Raw genomic sequence first — 17,689 nt, forward strand, 5'->3', positions numbered from 1 at the left:
ACAATTTAACATACTCTCAACACGGCGCTTTATGATTGTTTTCTCCTCCTTACAAATCCGACGCGGCACCAATGTGCTGCTGGACAACGCGTCTGCGACTATCAATCCCGGCCAGAAAGTCGGATTGGTGGGCAAAAATGGCTGCGGTAAATCCACCCTGATTTCCCTGTTAAAAGGTGAAATGAGCGCCGATGCCGGCAACCTGACGTTTCCGTCTAACTGGGCGCTGGCCTGGGTGAATCAGGAAACGCCAGCGCTTGACGAACCGGCGATAGAGTATGTTATCGACGGCGATCGCGAATTTCGTCAGTTAGAATCCGAATTACAGCACGCCAATGAGCGTGATGATGGCCACGCTATCGCCACACTGCACGGCAAGCTCGATGCGATTAATGCCTGGACGATCCCGGCGCGTGCCGCCAGCCTGCTCAGCGGTTTAGGCTTTACCCAGAATCAGTTGCAGCAGCCGGTGAAATCCTTCTCCGGTGGTTGGCGTATGCGCCTGAACCTGGCGCAGGCGCTGATTTGTCGTTCTGATTTACTGCTGCTTGATGAACCGACCAACCACCTGGATTTAGACGCCGTCATCTGGCTGGAAAAATGGCTGAAAGGCTATACCGGGACGCTGGTCCTGATTTCCCATGACCGCGATTTCCTGGATCCGATTGTCGATAAAATCCTGCATATCGAACAGCAATCGCTGAACGAATACACCGGCAACTACTCGTCTTTCGAACGTCAGCGTGCGACCAAACTGTCGCAACAGCAGGCATTGTTTGAAAGTCAGCAGGAAAAAGTGGCGCATCTGCAAAGTTATATCGACCGTTTCCGTGCGCAGGCGACCAAAGCCAAGCAGGCGCAAAGCCGTATCAAAATGCTGGAACGCATGGAACTGATTGCACCGGCACACGTCGACAATCCTTTTCATTTTAGCTTCCGTTCGCCGGAAAGTTTGCCCGATCCGCTGCTGCGTATGGAAAAAGTCAGCGCCGGTTATGGTGACACCACCATTCTGGAGTCGATCAAACTGAATCTGGTGCCGGGATCGCGTATCGGCTTACTGGGCCGTAACGGTGCCGGTAAATCGACGCTGATCAAACTACTGGCCGGTACCATGCCGCCGCTTCAGGGCGATATCGGTCTGGCGAAAGGCGTTAAGCTCGGTTACTTCGCCCAGCATCAGCTGGAGTTTTTACGTGCTGAAGATTCACCGTTGCAACATCTGGTGCGTCTGGCGAACAAAGAAACCGAACAGCAGTTGCGCGATTATCTCGGCGGATTTGGTTTCCACGGCGACAAAGTCACTGATCCGACCGGACGTTTCTCCGGCGGCGAAAAGGCGCGTCTGGTGCTGGCGCTCATCGTCTGGCAGCGCCCTAACCTGCTGCTGCTCGATGAGCCGACCAACCACTTAGATCTCGATATGCGTCAGGCGCTGACCGAAGCATTAATCGACTTTGAAGGCGCGATGGTTGTGGTTTCGCATGACCGTCACTTACTGCGTTCGACTACCGACGATTTGTATCTGGTTCACGGCGGCAAAGTGGAACAGTTCGACGGCGATCTGGAGGATTATCAGCAATGGCTGGTGGATATTCAGCGTCAGGAAAGCCAGCAGGATGCACCGGCCAAAGACGGGGGCGTGAACAGCGCGCAGTCGCGTAAAGATCAGAAGCGCCGCGAAGCCGATTTCCGCAACCAGACTCAGCCGCTGCGTAAGCAAATCACCAAACTTGAAGCGCAGATGGAAAAACTCAGCACTGAGCTGGCGACCATTGAAGAGCGTCTGGCCGATTCCGCGATTTATGACAACAGCCGTAAAGTCGAACTGACCGAATGTCTGCAACAGCAGACCAAAGTCAAAGGCGCGCTGGAAGAAACCGAAATGACCTGGCTCGATGCGCAGGAGCAACTGGAAGAAATGTCGAAAGCACTTGATCTCGACTAGTTGTTTTGTAAACCATCATTTATGAAAAAGGAGCCGCGAGGCTCCTTTTTGCATTGCATCTCAGTGCCAGATCAACAATACGCAGGCCGCGGTGAGAATACCCATCGCGATGTTAAAGGTGTACCACGCGCGCTTACTGCGCAGCAGGCGACCAATCACCGTACCGAATCCGAGCCAGATAATCCCGGAAACCAGATTCACCAGGAACATCCCGAGGCTGATACCGGCAATCGAATGGTTGTATGCCTCGCCCGCCAGACTGAAACTGGCAACCGCGCCAAGTCCCATCAGCCAGGCTTTCGGGTTGAGGAATTGCAACAGCCAGCCCTGATATAAACGGATTGGCTTCGGTGGCGGTGCGCCGGTTTCCAGCGTTTCATAGGCAGACGTGGCAATTTTCCACGCCAGCCACAGCAGATACAGGCTCCCGGCAATTTTGAGGAAAAGGTGTAACGCCGGATAAACCGTAATCAGCCCGCCGACACCGAAGGCCACCAGCAGCAAAATACTTTGCATGCCGAGCATAATGCCCACCATCAGCCAGATTGAGCGGAAAAAACCGAAGTTAGCGCCAGACGTGGTTAACAACATATTGTTCGGGCCTGGGGTGATAGCAGCGACCCATAAAAATCCGAGCATTGAGAAAAATAAACCGAGTTCCATTTAATTTGGGTACTCCGACCCGAAAGATGTGCGATAGCATTGAAGCTAACAGCGTGATATTGATCGCACAAGAGCCTCTTAAGAGAAATTTATTCATCTTATGGTTGAATCCTTTCGTCCCCTGCGCGGGGCCAGTAATCCGCACATCCAGACGCTGTTACCGCGTCTGGTGCGCCGTCATGCAAAGCTCAAACCTCACTGGCAAAGACTGGATACGCCGGACGGCGATTTTCTGGATCTCGCGTGGAGTGAAGATCCGGAAAAAGCGCGGCATAAACCACGCATGATCTTGTTTCACGGGCTGGAAGGCAGTTTTTACAGCCCGTACGCTCACGGATTATTACAGGCGTGGAAAGACAAAGGCTGGCTCGGCGTCGTGATGCATTTTCGCGGATGCAGCGGCGAACCCAATAAACTTCAGCGCATTTATCATTCCGGCGAAACCGAAGATGCCCGTTTTTTCATCCGCTGGCTCAATGAAACTTATGGCGAAGTGCCGACCGGTGCCGTAGGCGTTTCGCTCGGCGGCAATATGCTGGCGTGTTATCTCGGGCAGGAAGGCGAAAATTGCACTCTCCAGGCGGCGGTTGTGGTATCTGCACCACTGATGCTGGAACCTTGCGCCTACCGGCTGGAACAAGGTTCATCAAGGATTTATCAACGATATTTACTCGACCAGCTCAAAGGTAATGCCTCGCGCAAACTGGCAAAATATCCGGGAACACTGCCCGTCACGCTGTCGCAGTTGAAAGCCATGCGCCGTATCCGTGATTTCGATGATGCCATCACCTCAAAAGCGCACGGTTTTACCGACGCGCTGGATTATTACCGCCGGTGCAGCGGTATGCCGCTGCTGGCGCAGGTCAGAACGCCGTTGCTGATTATCCACGCCAAAGACGATCCGTTTATGACGCCGGACGTCATCCCGAAAGCAGAAGATTTACCGGCTTGCGTGGAATATCAGTTAACAGAACATGGCGGGCATGTCGGCTTTGTTTCCGGCAGCCTGCGACACCCGAAAATGTGGCTGGAACAACGCATTCCGGCCTGGATCGCCCCGTATTTAGAATCAAAGACAAAGGAAGCAATAAAGTGATTATCCCCTGGCAGGAACTGGACGCCGAACTGCTCACCAGTGTGGTGGAATCTTTCGTATTGCGCGAAGGCACCGATTACGGTGAACAGGAACGTTCTCTGGAGCAAAAAGTCGATGATGTTAAACGCCAGCTGAAAAGCGGCGAGATTGTGCTGGTCTGGTCAGAATTGCATGAAACGTTAAATATCATGCCCCGGGGCCAGTTCCGCGCCGGGCATGAAGAAATGTCGCAGGACTGGTGATCTCACCCCACCTTCAGCCCAAGCTCACCGGAAATCGCGGCCGCGGTTTCCTTCAGCGGTTTCAGCAGGGCTTCTTCGCCGATCACGCCGAGTTTTGCCGTCGAGAGTGAAATCGAGACGGCGTACGTCACGCGCCTGTGGATATCAAACACAGGCACCGCCAGACAGGATACGCCAAGCTCATTTTCTTCCCTGTCCATCGCCAGGCCCTGTTCGCGGATCTGTGCCAGCTCTTTGTCCATCTCTTTCAGGCTGACAATCGTATTGCGGGTCAGCGGCTGGATCTGTTCGCTGTGACTTTCCCAGTAAGCCGGCACGTAATCCTGATGCCCGTATGCCATGTAGATTTTACCCATCGCCGAGCAATACAGCGGCATATGCTGGCCAATGTAGGCGCGGGTTCGCAGCATTCCGGTGGTCGGTTCCAGCTTGTAAATCAGAATGGCGTGGTCGTCTTCCCGGCTGGAGAAATTAACGGTTTCGCCAGTCGCGATATTCAGTGCTTCAAGATGGGGCGCGGCGACGTGGATAATATTCAGGGAAGAAAGTGACTTCTGGCCGACAGAAATAAATTTGGTGGTTAAGCGATAACTTCCTGCCGCCGGAGCAGGCGTGACATAACCGCAGGATTGCAGCCCCTGAAGTAAACGGTGAACCGTGCTTTTATTCAGTTCCGCCAGTTCAGAAAGATGCGCCAGCGGGCAGCCGTTCGGGTAATTGCTGAGGATTTCGATCAGCTGTAACCCACGGAACAGGCTCTGACTTCCTGCCGGTTTATCTTTGCCCTGTTCGTTCTCTGCGTCTTTCATACCTTGAAGAATTCCCGTTGTGCCGATGGCGTTTTCAATACTGAACCGATGGTATAGCAAACTTCCTTCGCACGCGAAATAACTCCTTTTCCCTGCCTGCTTTTTGCCCTGCCTAAAATGTGTCCTTCATCACGAACCGGACATGAATTTTTTATCCAACTGATTTTAAAGCGTTTTAAAAATACCCGGATGGATTGTTATCCGTACCGGACAAGAGTAGATTTTTGAAATCAGATTCCACATAGTGAAATATAGAGATCTAAAAACAACCAAATATTTAACAATCTCACCGGAGAAAGGTATGAAACTGAGCTTTGAAACGTTGCAAAAGGAGTTCAAAAGGGTGCTTATCGCGCGCCACGTCAAACCTGACGTCGCAGATGAATGCGCCACGATGTTTGCCCAAACCACAGAGTCCGGCGTGTATTCCCACGGCGTAAACCGTTTCCCGCGCTTCATTCAGCAACTGGATCAGGGTGACATTCACCCGGACGCCGTGGCGAAGAAAATTCTGTCGCTGGGCGCCATTGAACAGTGGGATGCGCAGCGCTCAATCGGCAATCTGACGGCGAAAAAAATGATGGATCGCGCCATCTTTCTGGCCTCCGACCACGGCATCGGGCTGGTGGCGTTACGCAATGCCAACCACTGGATGCGCGGCGGAAGTTACGGCTGGCAGGCGGCAGAAAAAGGTTACATCGGGATTTGCTGGACGAACTCCATCGCGGTTATGCCACCGTGGGGCGCAAAAGAATGCCGCATCGGCACGAACCCGCTGATCGTCGCCATCCCCGGCTCGCCGATCACCATGGTGGATATGTCGATGTCGATGTTCTCCTACGGTATGCTGGAAGTGAACCGTCTCGCAGGCCGTGAACTGCCGGTCGACGGCGGCTTCGACGACAACGGCCAGCTGACCCGCGAGCCCGGCGTTATAGAAAAGAACCGGCGCATTTTGCCGATGGGCTACTGGAAAGGTTCCGGTTTATCCATTGTGCTGGACATGATTGCCACCCTGCTTTCCGACGGCGCGTCCGTGGCGGAAGTCACCGAAGACAACTCGGATGAATACGGGATTTCGCAGATTTTCATCGCCATCGAAGTTGACCGCCTGATTGACGGCGCGACCCGCGATGCAAAACTCCGGCGCATTATGGATTACGTCACCACCGCCGAACGCAATAATCCGGACGAAGCCGTGCGCCTGCCGGGCCACGAATTCACCCGCCTGCTGGCAGAAAACCGCCGCAACGGGATCACCGTCGATGACAGCGTTTGGGCGAAAATTCAGGCCTTATAAGGAGCTGGCTCATGATATCCGGACATATCAGCAACCCGAATCCCTGTACGTTTCCCGCAGCGATTGAGAAGGCACTGAATTTTCTACGCACCACGGATTTTCGCGCTCTGGAAACCGGCGTCGTCGAAATTGAAGGCAGGGATATTTATGCGCAGATCCTCGATCTGACGACCAAAGAGAAAACGGAAAATCAGCCCGAAGTTCACCGCCGTTATATTGATATTCAATTTTTAGCCTGGGGCAATGAAATTATTGGTTATGCCGCCGACCGGGGGAATAATCGAATATCTCAGTCATTGCTTGAAGAACGAGACATTATTTTTTATCACGACATGGAAAACGAATCCGAAATTATCATGACACCGGGAACCTACGCCATATTCTTCCCGCAGGATGTTCACCGCCCGGCGTGTATTCATCATACCGTCAGTAATATCCGAAAAATTGTCGTCAAAGTAAAAGTGAATAAACTCGGGTAACCGTCAGGATAAAACAGTTCGGGAAGACAGTTAATTCAATGGGGAAATATCTATGCTAAAGCATGCAGGCTTTATTGTCGGCGCTTATCCTTGCGCGCCCTCTTTTCATCAGCGAAATGAAAATGAAGAAAGCGAATTCTGGCGCAAGCTGGCCGATATTCCGGGGATCCGTGGAATAGAACAACCTTGTCTTGAAACGTTACATCCGTATGGCGATGAATGGCTATTCCGCCATCTGCCTGACGAGTGGGACATCGTGGTGACCGGGGTGATGGAAACCATGCGCAGGCGCGGAACCTTGCCGGGCTTCGGGCTGGCGTCCGAAGACGCTGAACAGCGTCGCGCCTGTGTTGGCTATTACCGCCACATTTTCGAAAAGGTTGAGCAGACCAATACGCGCGTTGGCAGAAACAAAGTGCTGGCCGTGGAGTTGCAGTCCGCGCCGCTGACTGGCACACAAAATGTCAGTCTTGCCGCACGCTGTTTTACGGAGTCCCTGAAGGAAATCCTGAGCTGGGACTGGCCGTGCGGGCTGGTTATCGAGCATTGCGATGCGCTGGATAAACCGGCTTCACGCAAAGGTTTTCTGCCGCTGGCGCACGAACTGACGGCGATTGCTGAGGCCAAAGCTTACACCGGGAAAACGGCCGGAGTGTGTATCAACTGGGCGCGTTCCGCCATTGAAGGCCGCAATACGTCCCTGCCGCTGGAACATCTGCGAATCAGCCAGCAGGCCGGTGTTCTTCAGGCGCTGATGTTCTCGGGCACCACCCGCGAAGGTGTTTATGGCGACTGGCAAGATCTGCACGCACCGTTTGCGCCGTTCGCAGGCAGTGAAGCGGAATGTCAGGAAAGCCTGATGACCGTCGATATTGCCGCCGAAATGTTCCGGCACGCACCACCGGAATCCCTGAACTTCTCGGGAATTAAATTACTGGAAATTAATGCCAGCGCCGGCGTGGAACATCGTATTGCTATTTTGCAGGACGGTATTAAGGCCATGAATCTGGCAATCAATAAAAAATAACAATCATAAAATAGCGACATCTTATTTTACACCACATCCCTTTTTTCTGAGGGGAAACCCGCTCGTCTGTTAAACGGGCTCTGTAACTCATTATTAAGGTAATAAGTTATGAATAAGAACTCTGACACTCTGCAAAGCAATCGTTCATTAAAAGAAATACCCAAACAGCGCTGGCTTAGAATTATTCCACCAATCCTGATTGCCTGTATTATCTCTTATATGGACAGGGTAAATATTGCCTTTGCCATGCCGGGCGGAATGGACGCTGAATTAGGCATTACCGCATCAATGGCCGGGCTGGCTGGCGGAATATTCTTCCTCGGGTATTTATTCCTTCAGGTACCAGGCGGGAAAATCGCGGTTCACGGCAGTGGTAAGAAATTCATCGGCTGGTCACTGGTTGCGTGGGTCATTATTTCGATTCTCACCGGCCTGGTCACCAATCAGTATCAGCTGCTCTTCCTGCGCTTCTCGCTGGGCGTTGCAGAAGGCGGCATGTTGCCGGTCGTACTGACGATGATCAGCAACTGGTTCCCCGATGCCGAACGCGGCAGGGCGAACGCGATTGTGATCATGTTCGTGCCCATCGCCGGGATCATCACCGCTCCCCTCTCCGGCTGGATCATCAGCGCACTCGACTGGCGCTGGCTGTTCATCATTGAAGGGTTGCTTTCCGCCGCTGTTCTGGCGATGTGGGTGCTGACCGTTTGTGACCGCCCGCAGGAGGCGCGCTGGATTTCGCCCGAAGAAAAAAACTGGCTGATATCGACGCTGGCCGCCGAACAGAAAGCCATTGCGGGGAAAGAAGTCAGAAACGCCTCGCTCGGCGCGGTGCTGGCCAACCGGACGATGTGGCAGCTTATCGCCCTGAATTTCTTCTATCAGACCGGCATTTACGGCTACACCCTGTGGCTGCCGACCATCCTGAAAGAGCTGACACATTCCACTATGGGCCAGGTCGGCGTCCTCGCGATTCTGCCTTACATCGGCGCCGTGGCGGGCATGCTGCTGTTCTCCTCGCTGTCTGACCGCACCGGCAAACGCAAATTGTACGTGTTCCTGCCCCTCCTCGGCTTTGCAGCCTGCATGTTCCTGTCGGTGATGCTGAAAAACACCGTCTGGCTTTCGTATGCCGCGCTGGTTGGCTGCGGTTTCTTCCTGCAATCCGCCGCCGGAGTTTTCTGGACCATTCCCGCCAAGCTTTTCAGCGCGGAAATGGCCGGTGGCGCACGCGGTGTGATTAACGCGCTGGGCAATCTGGGCGGATTCTGCGGGCCGTATGCCGTCGGTTTGCTCATCACGTTCTACAGCAAAGATGCCGGTGTTTATTGTCTGGCGGTCTCGCTCACGCTGGCGGCACTGATGGCATTGCTGTTGCCCGCACGGTGTGACGTTCCGGCGCAATCGGCGAACAAATTACCCGACAGCCGTCCGACAGCAGCCTGAGGAAATACGATGAACGCTTCATCCGGAGAATACTGGTTAGGGATCGACTGCGGCGGCACCTACCTCAAGGCAGGATTGTACGATCACACGGGGCAGGAGTCTGGCGTTTGCCGCCAGTCCCTGCCGGTTCTGAGCGACCATCCCGGCTGGGCCGAACGTGACATGCCTGCGCTGTGGGCGTCGTGCGTCAGCTGTATTGCCGCGCTGCTGCGCCAGCAAAACGTCACCGGCAATCAGGTGAAAGGCATCGGCATTTCGGCGCAGGGCAAAGGCTTATTCCTGCTGGATAAAGCCGGAAATCCGCTGGGCCGGGGGATTTTGTCCTCCGACCGCCGCGCCGGTGATGTGATCAGCGCCTGGCAGCGTGACGGCTTGCATCAGCAAATCTATCCGCTGACCCGTCAGGCGCTGTGGGCCGGGCATCCGGTGTCATTGCTGCGCTGGATAAAACTGCATCAGCCGGAGCGTTATCAGCAAATTGGCACGGTAATGATGGCGCACGATTATCTGCGTTATTGCCTGACCGGCGTGCGCGGTTGCGAAGAAACCAACATCTCCGAATCCAATCTGTACCACATGGCGAATGGCGGTTACGACGCACGGCTGGCTGAAATGTTAGGGATTGCCGATATCAGCGCAGCGCTGCCGCCGGTGGTGGGTTCGGCGGAAATCTGCGGAACCGTGACGCCAGACGTCGCAGCGCTGACCGGATTAACCGCAGGCACGCCGGTGGCTGGCGGATTATTCGATGTGGTCTCTACCGCGCTTTGCGCTGGACTTCACGACGAATTCACCCTGAATGCGGTGATGGGCACGTGGGCGGTCACCAGCGGAATATCAGCGGAAATGGGCGCGCAGGAAAATCATCCGTACGTTTATGGCCGCTACGCTGGCGGCGAAGGCTATCTCATCCACGAAGCCAGCCCGACGTCCTCCGCTAATCTCGAATGGCTCAACCAGCAAACCGGCGGCATGGCGTTTGACGAGATTAACCGCGCCGTCAGCGCCCTGCCGAAAGCCGCAACCGACGTTCTGTTCCTGCCCTTCCTTTATGGCAGCAATCAGGGTGTGGAAATGACCGCCGGATTCTATGGCCTGCAATCACTGCACCATCGCGGCCATTTGTTGCAGGCGGTTTACGAAGGCGTGGTGTTCAGCCATATGACGCACCTTAACCGCATGCTCGAACGCTTTCCGCAGGCGAAAACCCTGCGCGTCACCGGCGGTCCGGCGCGTTCAGAGGTCTGGATGCAGATGCTGGCCGACGTCAGCGGCATGCCGGTGGAACTCCCTCAGATCGAAGAAACCGGCTGTCTGGGCGCGGCGCTGGCGGCGATGGTCGGCACCGGCGTGTATCCCACTTTCGCGCAGGCCCAGCGCCATCTGCATTTTGCCGTGAGGCGCCTGGAACCCGACGTCGGTGCGCAGATGGCCTATCAGAAAAAATCACAACGTTACCAGTTCCTGATCGACGCACTGGGCGGTTACCACGCCCGATGCGCGGCGGCTGACTCACAGGAAAAAACTCATCATGACTAAACCTCTGCTCCAGCTGGCGCTGGATCATACCGACCTTCCGGCCGCGCTGCGCACCGCGAAGGCGCTGAAAAATCACGTCGACATCATCGAGGCGGGCACCATTTTGTGTCTCTGCGAAGGATTGCAGGCCGTAGAAATGCTGCGTGAACTTTGCCCGTATAAGATTCTGGTGGCCGACCTGAAAGTGGCCGACGCCGGTGAAACGCTGGCGCTGGAGGCATTTCAAGCCGGGGCTAACTGGATGACGGTGATTTGCGCCGCACCACTGGCGACGGTTATCAAAGCGCACGACGTGGCGAAAACGTATCAGGGTGAAATCCAGATAGAACTTTTCGGCAACTGGACGATGCAGGATGCGCGCGAATGGCACGCGGCGGGGATCCGTCAGGCGATTTACCACCGCGGACGCGACGCGCAGGCCAGCGGACAAACCTGGGGCCAGCAGGATCTGGATCGCATGAAACAGCTGTCGGATATCGGCCTGCGCCTTTCCGTCACCGGCGGCATCACGCCTGCGGATTTACCACTGTTCCGCGATATCGACGTGCGGGCGTTCATCGCCGGACGCGCGTTATCCGACGCAACGCAACCCGCGCAGGTCGCGCAGGCTTTTCACCAGCAAATCAGCGCAATCTGGGGAGCAACGGCATGAGAAAACATCCGCTGGGCATCTATGAAAAAGCGCTGCCCAAACATCTGAGCTGGCCGGAAAGACTGGCGCTGGCGAAAAGCTGCGGCTTTGATTTTGTTGAAATGTCGGTGGATGAAACCGATGAGCGCCTGTCGCGCCTCGACTGGAGCATCACGCAACGCGTCGCGCTGGTCGAAGCGATGATGGAAATCGGTGTCTCCATTCCGTCGATGTGCCTTTCCGCACACCGCCGTTTTCCGTTCGGCAGCCACGATGAAAGCGTCCGCGAACGTGCACGGGAAGTGATGACCAAAGCCATCAAACTGGCGCGCGACCTAGGGATCCGCACCTTACAGCTGGCCGGTTATGACGTGTATTACGAAGCGTCCGACGCAGGTACCCGCGAACGATTTGCCGAAGGGCTGGCGTGGGCAGTCGAACAGGCCGCCGCCGCGCAGGTCACGCTGGCGGTCGAAATCATGGACACCGAATTCATGAATTCGATAACCAAATGGAAAGCATGGGATGAGCGCCTGCATTCACCGTGGTTCAGCGTGTATCCGGACATCGGTAATCTCAGCGCGTGGGGAAACGACATTCCGTCGGAGCTGGCGCTGGGCATTGACCGCATCGCCGCTATCCACCTGAAAGATACCTACCCGGTCACCGCGACCTCTAAAGGCCAGTTCCGCGATGTGCCGTTCGGCGACGGCTGTGTCGATTTCACCGGCTTTTTCCGCACGCTGGGCGCGCTGAATTATCGCGGCGCATTCCTCATCGAAATGTGGACGGAAACCGCCGCCGAGCCGGTACTGGAAATCATCAAAGCCCGTCAGTGGATTGAAGCCAAAATGCAGGAAGGAGAATTCGCATGTTAGAACAGCTGAAACAGGCCGTACTGGAGGCCAATCTGGCGCTGCCTGCGCATCATCTGGTGACGTTTACCTGGGGCAACGTCAGCGCGGTTGACCGCGAAAAGGGGCGGGTGGTGATCAAACCGTCGGGCGTGGAATATACCGACATGTGCGCCAGCGACATGGTCATCGTCGATCTGCATACCGGCGAGCGCATCGAAGGCGACAAAAATCCGTCGTCGGATACCGCCACGCATCTGGCGCTTTACCGGCAGTTTCCGGAAATCGGCGGCATTGTGCATACGCATTCCCGACACGCGACAATCTGGTCGCAGGCCGGGCTGGATTTACCGGCATGGGGCACCACGCACGCTGATTACTTCTACGGCAATATTCCCTGCACGCGCCGGATGACCGAAGCAGAAATCAACGGCGCGTACGAACTGGAAACCGGCAACGTCATAATCGAAACCTTCCTGGAGCGGGGTCTGGACGCCATGCAGGTTCCGGCGGTTCTGGTGCATTCTCACGGGCCATTCGCCTGGGGGAAAAATGCCACCGACGCCGTGCATAACGCCGTCGTGCTGGAGGAATGCGCCTACATGGGCATATTCTCCCGCCAGCTGACGCCCGCACTTGGCGATATGCAACAGACGCTGATGGACAAACATTACCTGCGCAAACACGGGAAAAATGCCTATTACGGACAGCTGAAATAACCGGTCGTCGCCTGTCACTTCTCGAATAAATATGGTAACAATAGGCTTAATTATGCGCAGCGATGCCGCCAGGTCTTCGACCACAGAAAAGACCGCGGTACGCCTGCCTGCCTCACCTTTATGGAGAACAGCGCATTATGTCAGCCAAACATCCTGTTATTGCAGTGACCGGTTCGAGCGGTGCAGGCACCACCACCACCAGCGTGGCCTTTCGTAAAATATTTCAACAACTTGGCCTGCGTGCCGCGGAGCTGGAAGGGGACAGTTTTCACCATTTCACCCGTCCTGAAATGGATGCGGCGATCCGCAAAGCCCGTGACCTCGGGCGCCACATCAGTTACTTCGGGCCGGAAGCCAATGACTTTGGCCTGCTGGAAAAAAGCTTTATCGAATACGGCAAAACCGGCACAGGCCGTTCGCGCAAATATCTGCATACTTATGATGAAGCCGTTCCCTACAATCAGGTGCCGGGTACCTTTACGCCATGGCAGGCGCTCCCGGAGCCGACCGATATTCTGTTTTACGAAGGGCTGCACGGCGGCGTGGTTGCGGACAAAATTGACGTCGCCGCCCAGGTCGATCTGCTGGTCGGCGTGGTGCCTATCGTTAACCTTGAGTGGATCCAGAAATTAGTGCGCGATACCGGCGAGCGCGGGCATTCCCGTGAGGCGGTGATGGATTCAGTAGTGCGTTCGATGGACGACTACATCAACTACATCACGCCGCAGTTTTCCCGCACGCACATTAACTTCCAGCGCGTACCGACTATCGATACTTCCAACCCGTTCGCTGCCAAAGCCATTCCGTCACTGGATGAAAGCTTTGTGGTGATCCATTTCCAGGGACTCGATGACATTGATTTCCCGTATCTGCTGGCGATGTTGCAGGGCTCGTTTATCTCGCACATTAAAACACTGGTCGTACCGGGCGGGAAAATGGGACTGGCGATGGAGCTGATTATGGCGCCGCTGGTGCAGCGCCTGATGGAAGGTAAAAAAATCGAGTAACGAACTCAGGCGCCGTTCATCAGCAACTGACGGATAAACCCGACATGCAGTGCGACGCCAATCTGTAACGCCTCTTCATCGAGGCGAAAACGCGGATTATGCACACCGTAAGTCGCGCCAATTTTTTCATTCCCGCTGCCAATAAACAGGAAGCAACCCGGTACTTTTTGCTGATAGGAAGAGAAATCCTCACCACCGAACAGCGGCTGAGTGACTTCGCGCAGCGCATGTGGCCCCAGCGTTTTTTCGATCACCTGACGCGCAATCGCACAGGCCTCAGGATGGTTATCACCGTTCACATAGCCGCGCGTCCAGCGCAGTTCGTATGTCGCACCGTGCGCCGCCGTAATCCCCGAAATAATCTGTTCCATCAGCAACGGAACCTGCTCGCGCACACTGCTGTGATGGGTGCGCAATGTTCCGGCGAGTTTCACGCGTTCCGGAATGACGTTATAACTCTCCCCGCTCTGGAAGGTGGCGATGGTCAGCACCGGCACCTGAAGCGGATCGATGCGGCGCGCCACGACGTTTTGCAGCGCCGTCACCACTTCCGCGCCAATCACCACCGGATCAATGCACAAATGCGGCATCGAACCGTGTCCGCCTTTGCCGGTAATCGTGATGTCGAAGTTATCGGTGGACGCACAGAACACGCCCTCTTTCAGGCCAACCTCGCCCGTCGGAGAATTCGGCATAACGTGCAGGCCGAAGATTTTCTCCACGCCGTCGAGCACGCCTAAATCCACCAGTTCCTGCGCCCCGCCCGGCGGCAACTCTTCCGCATGCTGGAAGATAAACCGCACCGAGCCGTGCAGCGCGGACTGACATTGCGTCAGCACTTTCGCCGCACCCAATAACATCGAGGTGTGCGCGTCATGGCCACAGGCATGCATGACACCCGGCACCGTCGAACAAAACGGCTCATCGTTTTCTTCCTGAATCGGCAGGGCGTCGATATCCGCCCGCAGCGCATACATCGGCCCCGGATAAGCGCCTTTAAGATCGGCAACCACGCTGTTGGGCGTCAGCCGCGTCAGGGTCAGGCCGCCAAAACTTTCCAGCTGTTCCGCAATGTAATCCGCCGTTTTATGTTCCTGAAATGAGAGCTCAGGATGCGCATGAATATGTCTGCGCCAGCGCAAAACATCCGTTTTGACTTCCGCCAGCATCGCTTCAAAATTAAATGTCATCAGACTTCTCCTCAGTTATGCCACGTCGCGCAACGCTGCGCGCGGTTTCAGGGTCAGCGGCAAAATCGCCAGCCCGGCAACCACCATCGCCAGTGCCAGAAAAACAAATGTCGAAAAATACCCGTGCGTCACGGTGATCAGATAGCCCATCGCAATCGGCGCCACGAATCCGCCGAGCGTTCCGCCGGTATTGATAATCCCCATTGCGGCACCCATCACTTCCGGCGGCAGGCGTTTCATCGGCAGCGTAAACACCGTGACAAATGCCGCCATCAGGAAGATATAGCCGAGGAACAGGAACAGCCCGGCGGTCACCGCCGACCCGGAGGTGTAGACCAGCCAGATGCACAGCGCGCTGAGCAGTGCGCTGCAAAAAATCACTTTCGGCTCTTTGCCCTGCATATAACGGCCGACCAGCCAGCCGGTCGCGAGCGAGGAAATCCAGATCCCCATTCCGCCGGTGGCGACCACCAGCCCGGAAACGTCCAGCGACATTCCGCGCTGTTGTACCAGATATTTAGGCAGCCACGCCATCAGGCCGTAAGACGGAATGTTGATGCAGAAAATCGACACGAACAGCAGCACGACAATCGGATTTTTAAGCAGCTCACGGTAGCCGGTCGCTACGCCGTTACGGGCTTCTGCTTTCGGAGGGTTCGGCACAAAAATGATAATCGCAACGGCAATCGCAAACGCCAGAAGGCCGAGAATAGAGAATGATCCGCGCCAGCCGAGCGTATCGAGTGCGTACACCGCAATCAGCGGCCCGGCTGTCATCGCCAGACCGGCGGATGACAGCAATACGGACTGCGCGAAAGTGCGCTGCCCGACATCAAAATTCGAGACCACCGCTTTGGCGCAGGAACACGGATAACCGGAATGTCCGACGCCGGAGAGAAAGCGAAACGTCACCAGCAAACCGAGGCCGAATCCCAGCAAACCGAAGCAGAGCGCGAACCCGCCGAGCAAAAACAGCGAGATACCAAGTACTTTTTTGTAGCCGAAGCGGTCATTCAGCCAGCCAGCGGGGATCTGAAACAGCGAATAGGCCAGGAAGAAAATGCCGGTGATGTAACCCAGCTGCTCTGGTTGCAGGTTAAATTCGCGCTCAATCGGCAGCAGCGCGAACCCCATCACCGTTTTGTCGATATAAACCACCGCATAACCGACGAACAGCAGGAAGATCATCAGGGAACGACTTTTCATAGCGGATATCCCTTTTTGTTATCACCGCGTCAGAAGTTCTCACTGTCGGGCGAAAAGTAAAATGCGACATGCATCACGTAATCAACTGAATAACAACGCATTATTTATTCCAAATCTGAAGCTATCAGCTTTACAGGTTTGCCATAAGATGCAATTTTTGGGCGGGTGATGCTTTTTACTGATAGGGCTTTCAAGCGAGGCGACATGCGTTATTTACCGAAATTGCAGCAACTCAAGGTTTTCCAGCAGGTTATCCGCAGCGGCAGTATTCGCGGCGCGGCGCGGGCGATGAATCAGTCGCAGCCCGCGGTCAGCAGAACCTTGCGGGAACTGGAACAAACGCTTGAAACTCAGCTTATCGTGCGCGGCAATCAGGGCATGGCGCTGACGGAAACCGGCCGTGCCTTTGCGCAGCGCATGCAGTTTATTCTCGAAGAACTTGAACGTGCGGCGGATGAGATCCGGCAGATTAATCAGTATTCGCAGGGTTCGGTGGCTATCGGGTTTTCATCACTGCTGGCGCTGACGGTATTTCCGGCCCTCAGTGAAGCGTTCAAAACGCAATTTCCCCAGTCCAAACTGCTGATTAAAGAAGGCCAGCTTTCGACGCTGTTACCGGCGCTGCGTGAAGGGAAACTCGATTTTGCTGTCGGGACCGCCGGGCCGGGTTTTCCGCTGGAGGATTTGGTGCGTGAGCCGCTGTTTAGCGCCCCTTTTGGCGTGATTGCGCGGCAAGGGCATCCGCTGGCAGATGCCACCACGCTCGACGAATTGCAGTGCGCGCGCTGGGTGTTGCCGGAAACGGATATGGGTTACTACCAGCAGATTCAGCTTTCGATGAACGGCTTTAACGCACCAGCCGGGGAAACGCCGGTAAGAACGGATTCGGTAGTGTGCGGGCTGAATATGGTGTTGCAGTCGGATTATCTGACGATTGTGGCGAAGGCCATGCGCGCGCCGTTCGGCTTACAGGACAGGCTTTGCCTGCTCAATATCGATACGCTGCCGGAAGCTGAATATTGCGTGCTCTATTCGCAGAAATCGCCGCTGACGTTTGCCGCGCGGCGATTTCTGGATTTACTGCGAAGTCAGTGCCAGTCGTATCACTGGTCGTGACTTATTCGGCGTTCACTACTTCAAAACTGTGGGTGATTGTCGCGGCTTTGCCCAGCATCAGGGAAACGGAGCAATATTTTTCCGCAGACAGGCTGACTGCGCGTTCCACAATTTTATCCGTCAGGTCTTTGCCGGTGACGATGAAATGCAGGTTGATGTGCGTGAACAGACGCGGTGCTTCTTCGCGGCGCTGAGACGTCAGTTTCACTTCGCAGTCACGCACGTCGTTGCGGCCTTTTTGCAAAATAGATACCACATCAATCGCGCTGCAACCGCCCGCCGACATCAGCAACATTTCCATCGGGCTCGGGGCTTTGTCGCCCGCATTACCATCCATTGTGATCTGATGCCCCGACGCTGACTCACCTAAAAACGTCAGCCCTTCTACCCATTTTACGCGTGCGTGCATGTGCTCTT

General features: G+C 55.3%; 18 protein-coding genes. 13 read left to right on the forward strand and 5 right to left on the reverse strand.

The annotated features are described in order from the left end of the window. Positions 1-31 precede the first annotated feature (31 nt). Complete coding sequence (locus tag J1782_RS19635; RefSeq protein WP_152327479.1) at positions 32-1,948, forward strand: ABC transporter ATP-binding protein; 1,917 nt, start codon at positions 32-34, stop codon at positions 1,946-1,948. Between the two features lie 60 nt (positions 1,949-2,008). Here the strand turns inward: J1782_RS19635 and J1782_RS19640 are convergent, their stop codons facing one another. Beyond that, positions 2,009-2,611 carry a LysE family translocator gene (locus J1782_RS19640; RefSeq protein WP_152327480.1) on the reverse strand — a complete coding sequence of 201 codons (603 nt, stop codon included), beginning with the start codon at positions 2,609-2,611 and terminating at the stop codon, positions 2,009-2,011. Between the two features lie 100 nt (positions 2,612-2,711). Between J1782_RS19640 and J1782_RS19645 the strand changes: the two genes are divergently transcribed. Both J1782_RS19645 and J1782_RS19650 read left to right on the forward strand, forming a co-directional pair. Then, positions 2,712-3,707 (forward strand): hydrolase, encoded by a 996-nt coding sequence (locus tag J1782_RS19645; protein WP_217153756.1) that lies wholly within the window; start codon positions 2,712-2,714, stop codon positions 3,705-3,707. Further along, positions 3,704-3,949 carry a YheU family protein gene (locus J1782_RS19650; protein WP_217153757.1) on the forward strand — a complete coding sequence of 82 codons (246 nt, stop codon included), beginning with the start codon at positions 3,704-3,706 and terminating at the stop codon, positions 3,947-3,949. Before J1782_RS19645 ends, J1782_RS19650 begins: the two co-directional genes overlap by 4 nt. A gap of 2 nt (positions 3,950-3,951) precedes the next feature. Here J1782_RS19650 and J1782_RS19655 read toward each other — a convergent pair whose 3' ends face one another. Continuing rightward, positions 3,952-4,758 (reverse strand): IclR family transcriptional regulator, encoded by an 807-nt coding sequence (locus tag J1782_RS19655; protein WP_152327483.1) that lies wholly within the window; start codon positions 4,756-4,758, stop codon positions 3,952-3,954. 301 nt (positions 4,759-5,059) lie between these two features. Here J1782_RS19655 and yiaK point away from each other — a divergent pair, with 301 nt between their 5' ends. The 9 genes from yiaK (at position 5,060) to J1782_RS19700 (ending at position 13,760) form a co-directional block, all read left to right on the forward strand. Continuing rightward, a complete protein-coding gene (gene yiaK, locus J1782_RS19660; RefSeq protein WP_217153758.1) occupies positions 5,060-6,058 on the forward strand; it encodes a 3-dehydro-L-gulonate 2-dehydrogenase in 999 nt (332 codons plus the stop codon). A gap of 11 nt (positions 6,059-6,069) precedes the next feature. Continuing rightward, positions 6,070-6,537: a YhcH/YjgK/YiaL family protein gene (locus J1782_RS19665; RefSeq protein WP_217153759.1), complete on the forward strand. Its 468-nt coding sequence runs from the start codon at positions 6,070-6,072 to the stop codon at positions 6,535-6,537. A 52-nt stretch (positions 6,538-6,589) separates the two neighbouring features. Continuing rightward, a complete protein-coding gene (locus tag J1782_RS19670) occupies positions 6,590-7,564 on the forward strand; it encodes a DUF4862 family protein (RefSeq protein ID WP_217153760.1) in 975 nt (324 codons plus the stop codon). A 108-nt stretch (positions 7,565-7,672) separates the two neighbouring features. After that, entirely contained in the window at positions 7,673-9,010 is a 1,338-nt protein-coding gene (locus tag J1782_RS19675; protein ID WP_217153761.1) for an MFS transporter, read from the forward strand. A gap of 9 nt (positions 9,011-9,019) precedes the next feature. Then, entirely contained in the window at positions 9,020-10,549 is a 1,530-nt protein-coding gene (locus tag J1782_RS19680; protein WP_217153762.1) for an FGGY-family carbohydrate kinase, read from the forward strand. Next, positions 10,542-11,201, forward strand: a complete 660-nt coding sequence (gene ulaD / locus J1782_RS19685; protein ID WP_217153763.1) for a 3-keto-L-gulonate-6-phosphate decarboxylase UlaD — start codon at positions 10,542-10,544, stop codon at positions 11,199-11,201. Before J1782_RS19680 ends, ulaD begins: the two co-directional genes overlap by 8 nt. Beyond that, complete coding sequence (locus tag J1782_RS19690) at positions 11,198-12,058, forward strand: L-ribulose-5-phosphate 3-epimerase (protein WP_217153764.1); 861 nt, start codon at positions 11,198-11,200, stop codon at positions 12,056-12,058. Before ulaD ends, J1782_RS19690 begins: the two co-directional genes overlap by 4 nt. After that, entirely contained in the window at positions 12,052-12,753 is a 702-nt protein-coding gene (gene araD, locus J1782_RS19695) for an L-ribulose-5-phosphate 4-epimerase (protein ID WP_152327491.1), read from the forward strand. The genes J1782_RS19690 and araD overlap by 7 nt, the downstream gene beginning before the upstream one ends. A gap of 137 nt (positions 12,754-12,890) precedes the next feature. Then, entirely contained in the window at positions 12,891-13,760 is an 870-nt protein-coding gene (locus J1782_RS19700; RefSeq protein ID WP_013573636.1) for a phosphoribulokinase, read from the forward strand. Positions 13,761-13,765: 5 nt separating this feature from the next. Here J1782_RS19700 and J1782_RS19705 read toward each other — a convergent pair whose 3' ends face one another. Next, positions 13,766-14,950 (reverse strand): amidohydrolase, encoded by a 1,185-nt coding sequence (locus tag J1782_RS19705; RefSeq protein ID WP_217153765.1) that lies wholly within the window; start codon positions 14,948-14,950, stop codon positions 13,766-13,768. 15 nt (positions 14,951-14,965) lie between these two features. Then, positions 14,966-16,156, reverse strand: a complete 1,191-nt coding sequence (locus J1782_RS19710; RefSeq protein WP_217153766.1) for an MFS transporter — start codon at positions 16,154-16,156, stop codon at positions 14,966-14,968. A 204-nt stretch (positions 16,157-16,360) separates the two neighbouring features. On the opposite strand from J1782_RS19710, the gene J1782_RS19715 reads away from it, so the two are divergent. Further along, the gene (locus J1782_RS19715) at positions 16,361-17,272 is read left to right on the forward strand and encodes a LysR substrate-binding domain-containing protein (RefSeq protein WP_208950313.1); all 912 of its coding nucleotides are present in this window, start codon (positions 16,361-16,363) and stop codon (positions 17,270-17,272) included. 1 nt (position 17,273) lies between these two features. Here J1782_RS19715 and J1782_RS19720 read toward each other — a convergent pair whose 3' ends face one another. Further along, the gene (locus J1782_RS19720) at positions 17,274-17,681 is read right to left on the reverse strand and encodes an OsmC family protein (protein ID WP_101077441.1); all 408 of its coding nucleotides are present in this window, start codon (positions 17,679-17,681) and stop codon (positions 17,274-17,276) included. Positions 17,682-17,689: the final 8 nt, after the last annotated feature.

This window comes from Rahnella sp. BCC 1045 (assembly GCF_019049615.1).
Classification (GTDB): Bacteria; Pseudomonadota; Gammaproteobacteria; order Enterobacterales; family Enterobacteriaceae; genus Rahnella; species Rahnella contaminans.

Excerpts from the sequence above, each read along its gene's own strand:
- J1782_RS19675 (WP_217153761.1), top strand. The coding sequence starts at position 7,673 with ATGAATAAGAACTCTGACACTCTGCAAAGCAATCGTTCATTAAAAGAA.
- J1782_RS19655 (WP_152327483.1), bottom strand. The coding sequence starts at position 4,758 with ATGAAAGACGCAGAGAACGAACAGGGCAAAGATAAACCGGCAGGAAGT.
- araD (WP_152327491.1), top strand. The coding sequence starts at position 12,052 with ATGTTAGAACAGCTGAAACAGGCCGTACTGGAGGCCAATCTGGCGCTG.
- J1782_RS19670 (WP_217153760.1), top strand. The coding sequence starts at position 6,590 with ATGCTAAAGCATGCAGGCTTTATTGTCGGCGCTTATCCTTGCGCGCCC.
- J1782_RS19640 (WP_152327480.1), bottom strand. The coding sequence starts at position 2,611 with ATGGAACTCGGTTTATTTTTCTCAATGCTCGGATTTTTATGGGTCGCT.
- J1782_RS19715 (WP_208950313.1), top strand. The coding sequence starts at position 16,361 with ATGCGTTATTTACCGAAATTGCAGCAACTCAAGGTTTTCCAGCAGGTT.
- J1782_RS19665 (WP_217153759.1), top strand. The coding sequence starts at position 6,070 with ATGATATCCGGACATATCAGCAACCCGAATCCCTGTACGTTTCCCGCA.
- J1782_RS19680 (WP_217153762.1), top strand. The coding sequence starts at position 9,020 with ATGAACGCTTCATCCGGAGAATACTGGTTAGGGATCGACTGCGGCGGC.
- J1782_RS19720 (WP_101077441.1), bottom strand. The coding sequence starts at position 17,681 with ATGCACGCACGCGTAAAATGGGTAGAAGGGCTGACGTTTTTAGGTGAG.
- J1782_RS19710 (WP_217153766.1), bottom strand. The coding sequence starts at position 16,156 with ATGAAAAGTCGTTCCCTGATGATCTTCCTGCTGTTCGTCGGTTATGCG.
- ulaD (WP_217153763.1), top strand. The coding sequence starts at position 10,542 with ATGACTAAACCTCTGCTCCAGCTGGCGCTGGATCATACCGACCTTCCG.
- J1782_RS19645 (WP_217153756.1), top strand. The coding sequence starts at position 2,712 with ATGGTTGAATCCTTTCGTCCCCTGCGCGGGGCCAGTAATCCGCACATC.
- J1782_RS19635 (WP_152327479.1), top strand. The coding sequence starts at position 32 with ATGATTGTTTTCTCCTCCTTACAAATCCGACGCGGCACCAATGTGCTG.
- J1782_RS19705 (WP_217153765.1), bottom strand. The coding sequence starts at position 14,950 with ATGACATTTAATTTTGAAGCGATGCTGGCGGAAGTCAAAACGGATGTT.
- J1782_RS19690 (WP_217153764.1), top strand. The coding sequence starts at position 11,198 with ATGAGAAAACATCCGCTGGGCATCTATGAAAAAGCGCTGCCCAAACAT.
- J1782_RS19700 (WP_013573636.1), top strand. The coding sequence starts at position 12,891 with ATGTCAGCCAAACATCCTGTTATTGCAGTGACCGGTTCGAGCGGTGCA.
- yiaK (WP_217153758.1), top strand. The coding sequence starts at position 5,060 with ATGAAACTGAGCTTTGAAACGTTGCAAAAGGAGTTCAAAAGGGTGCTT.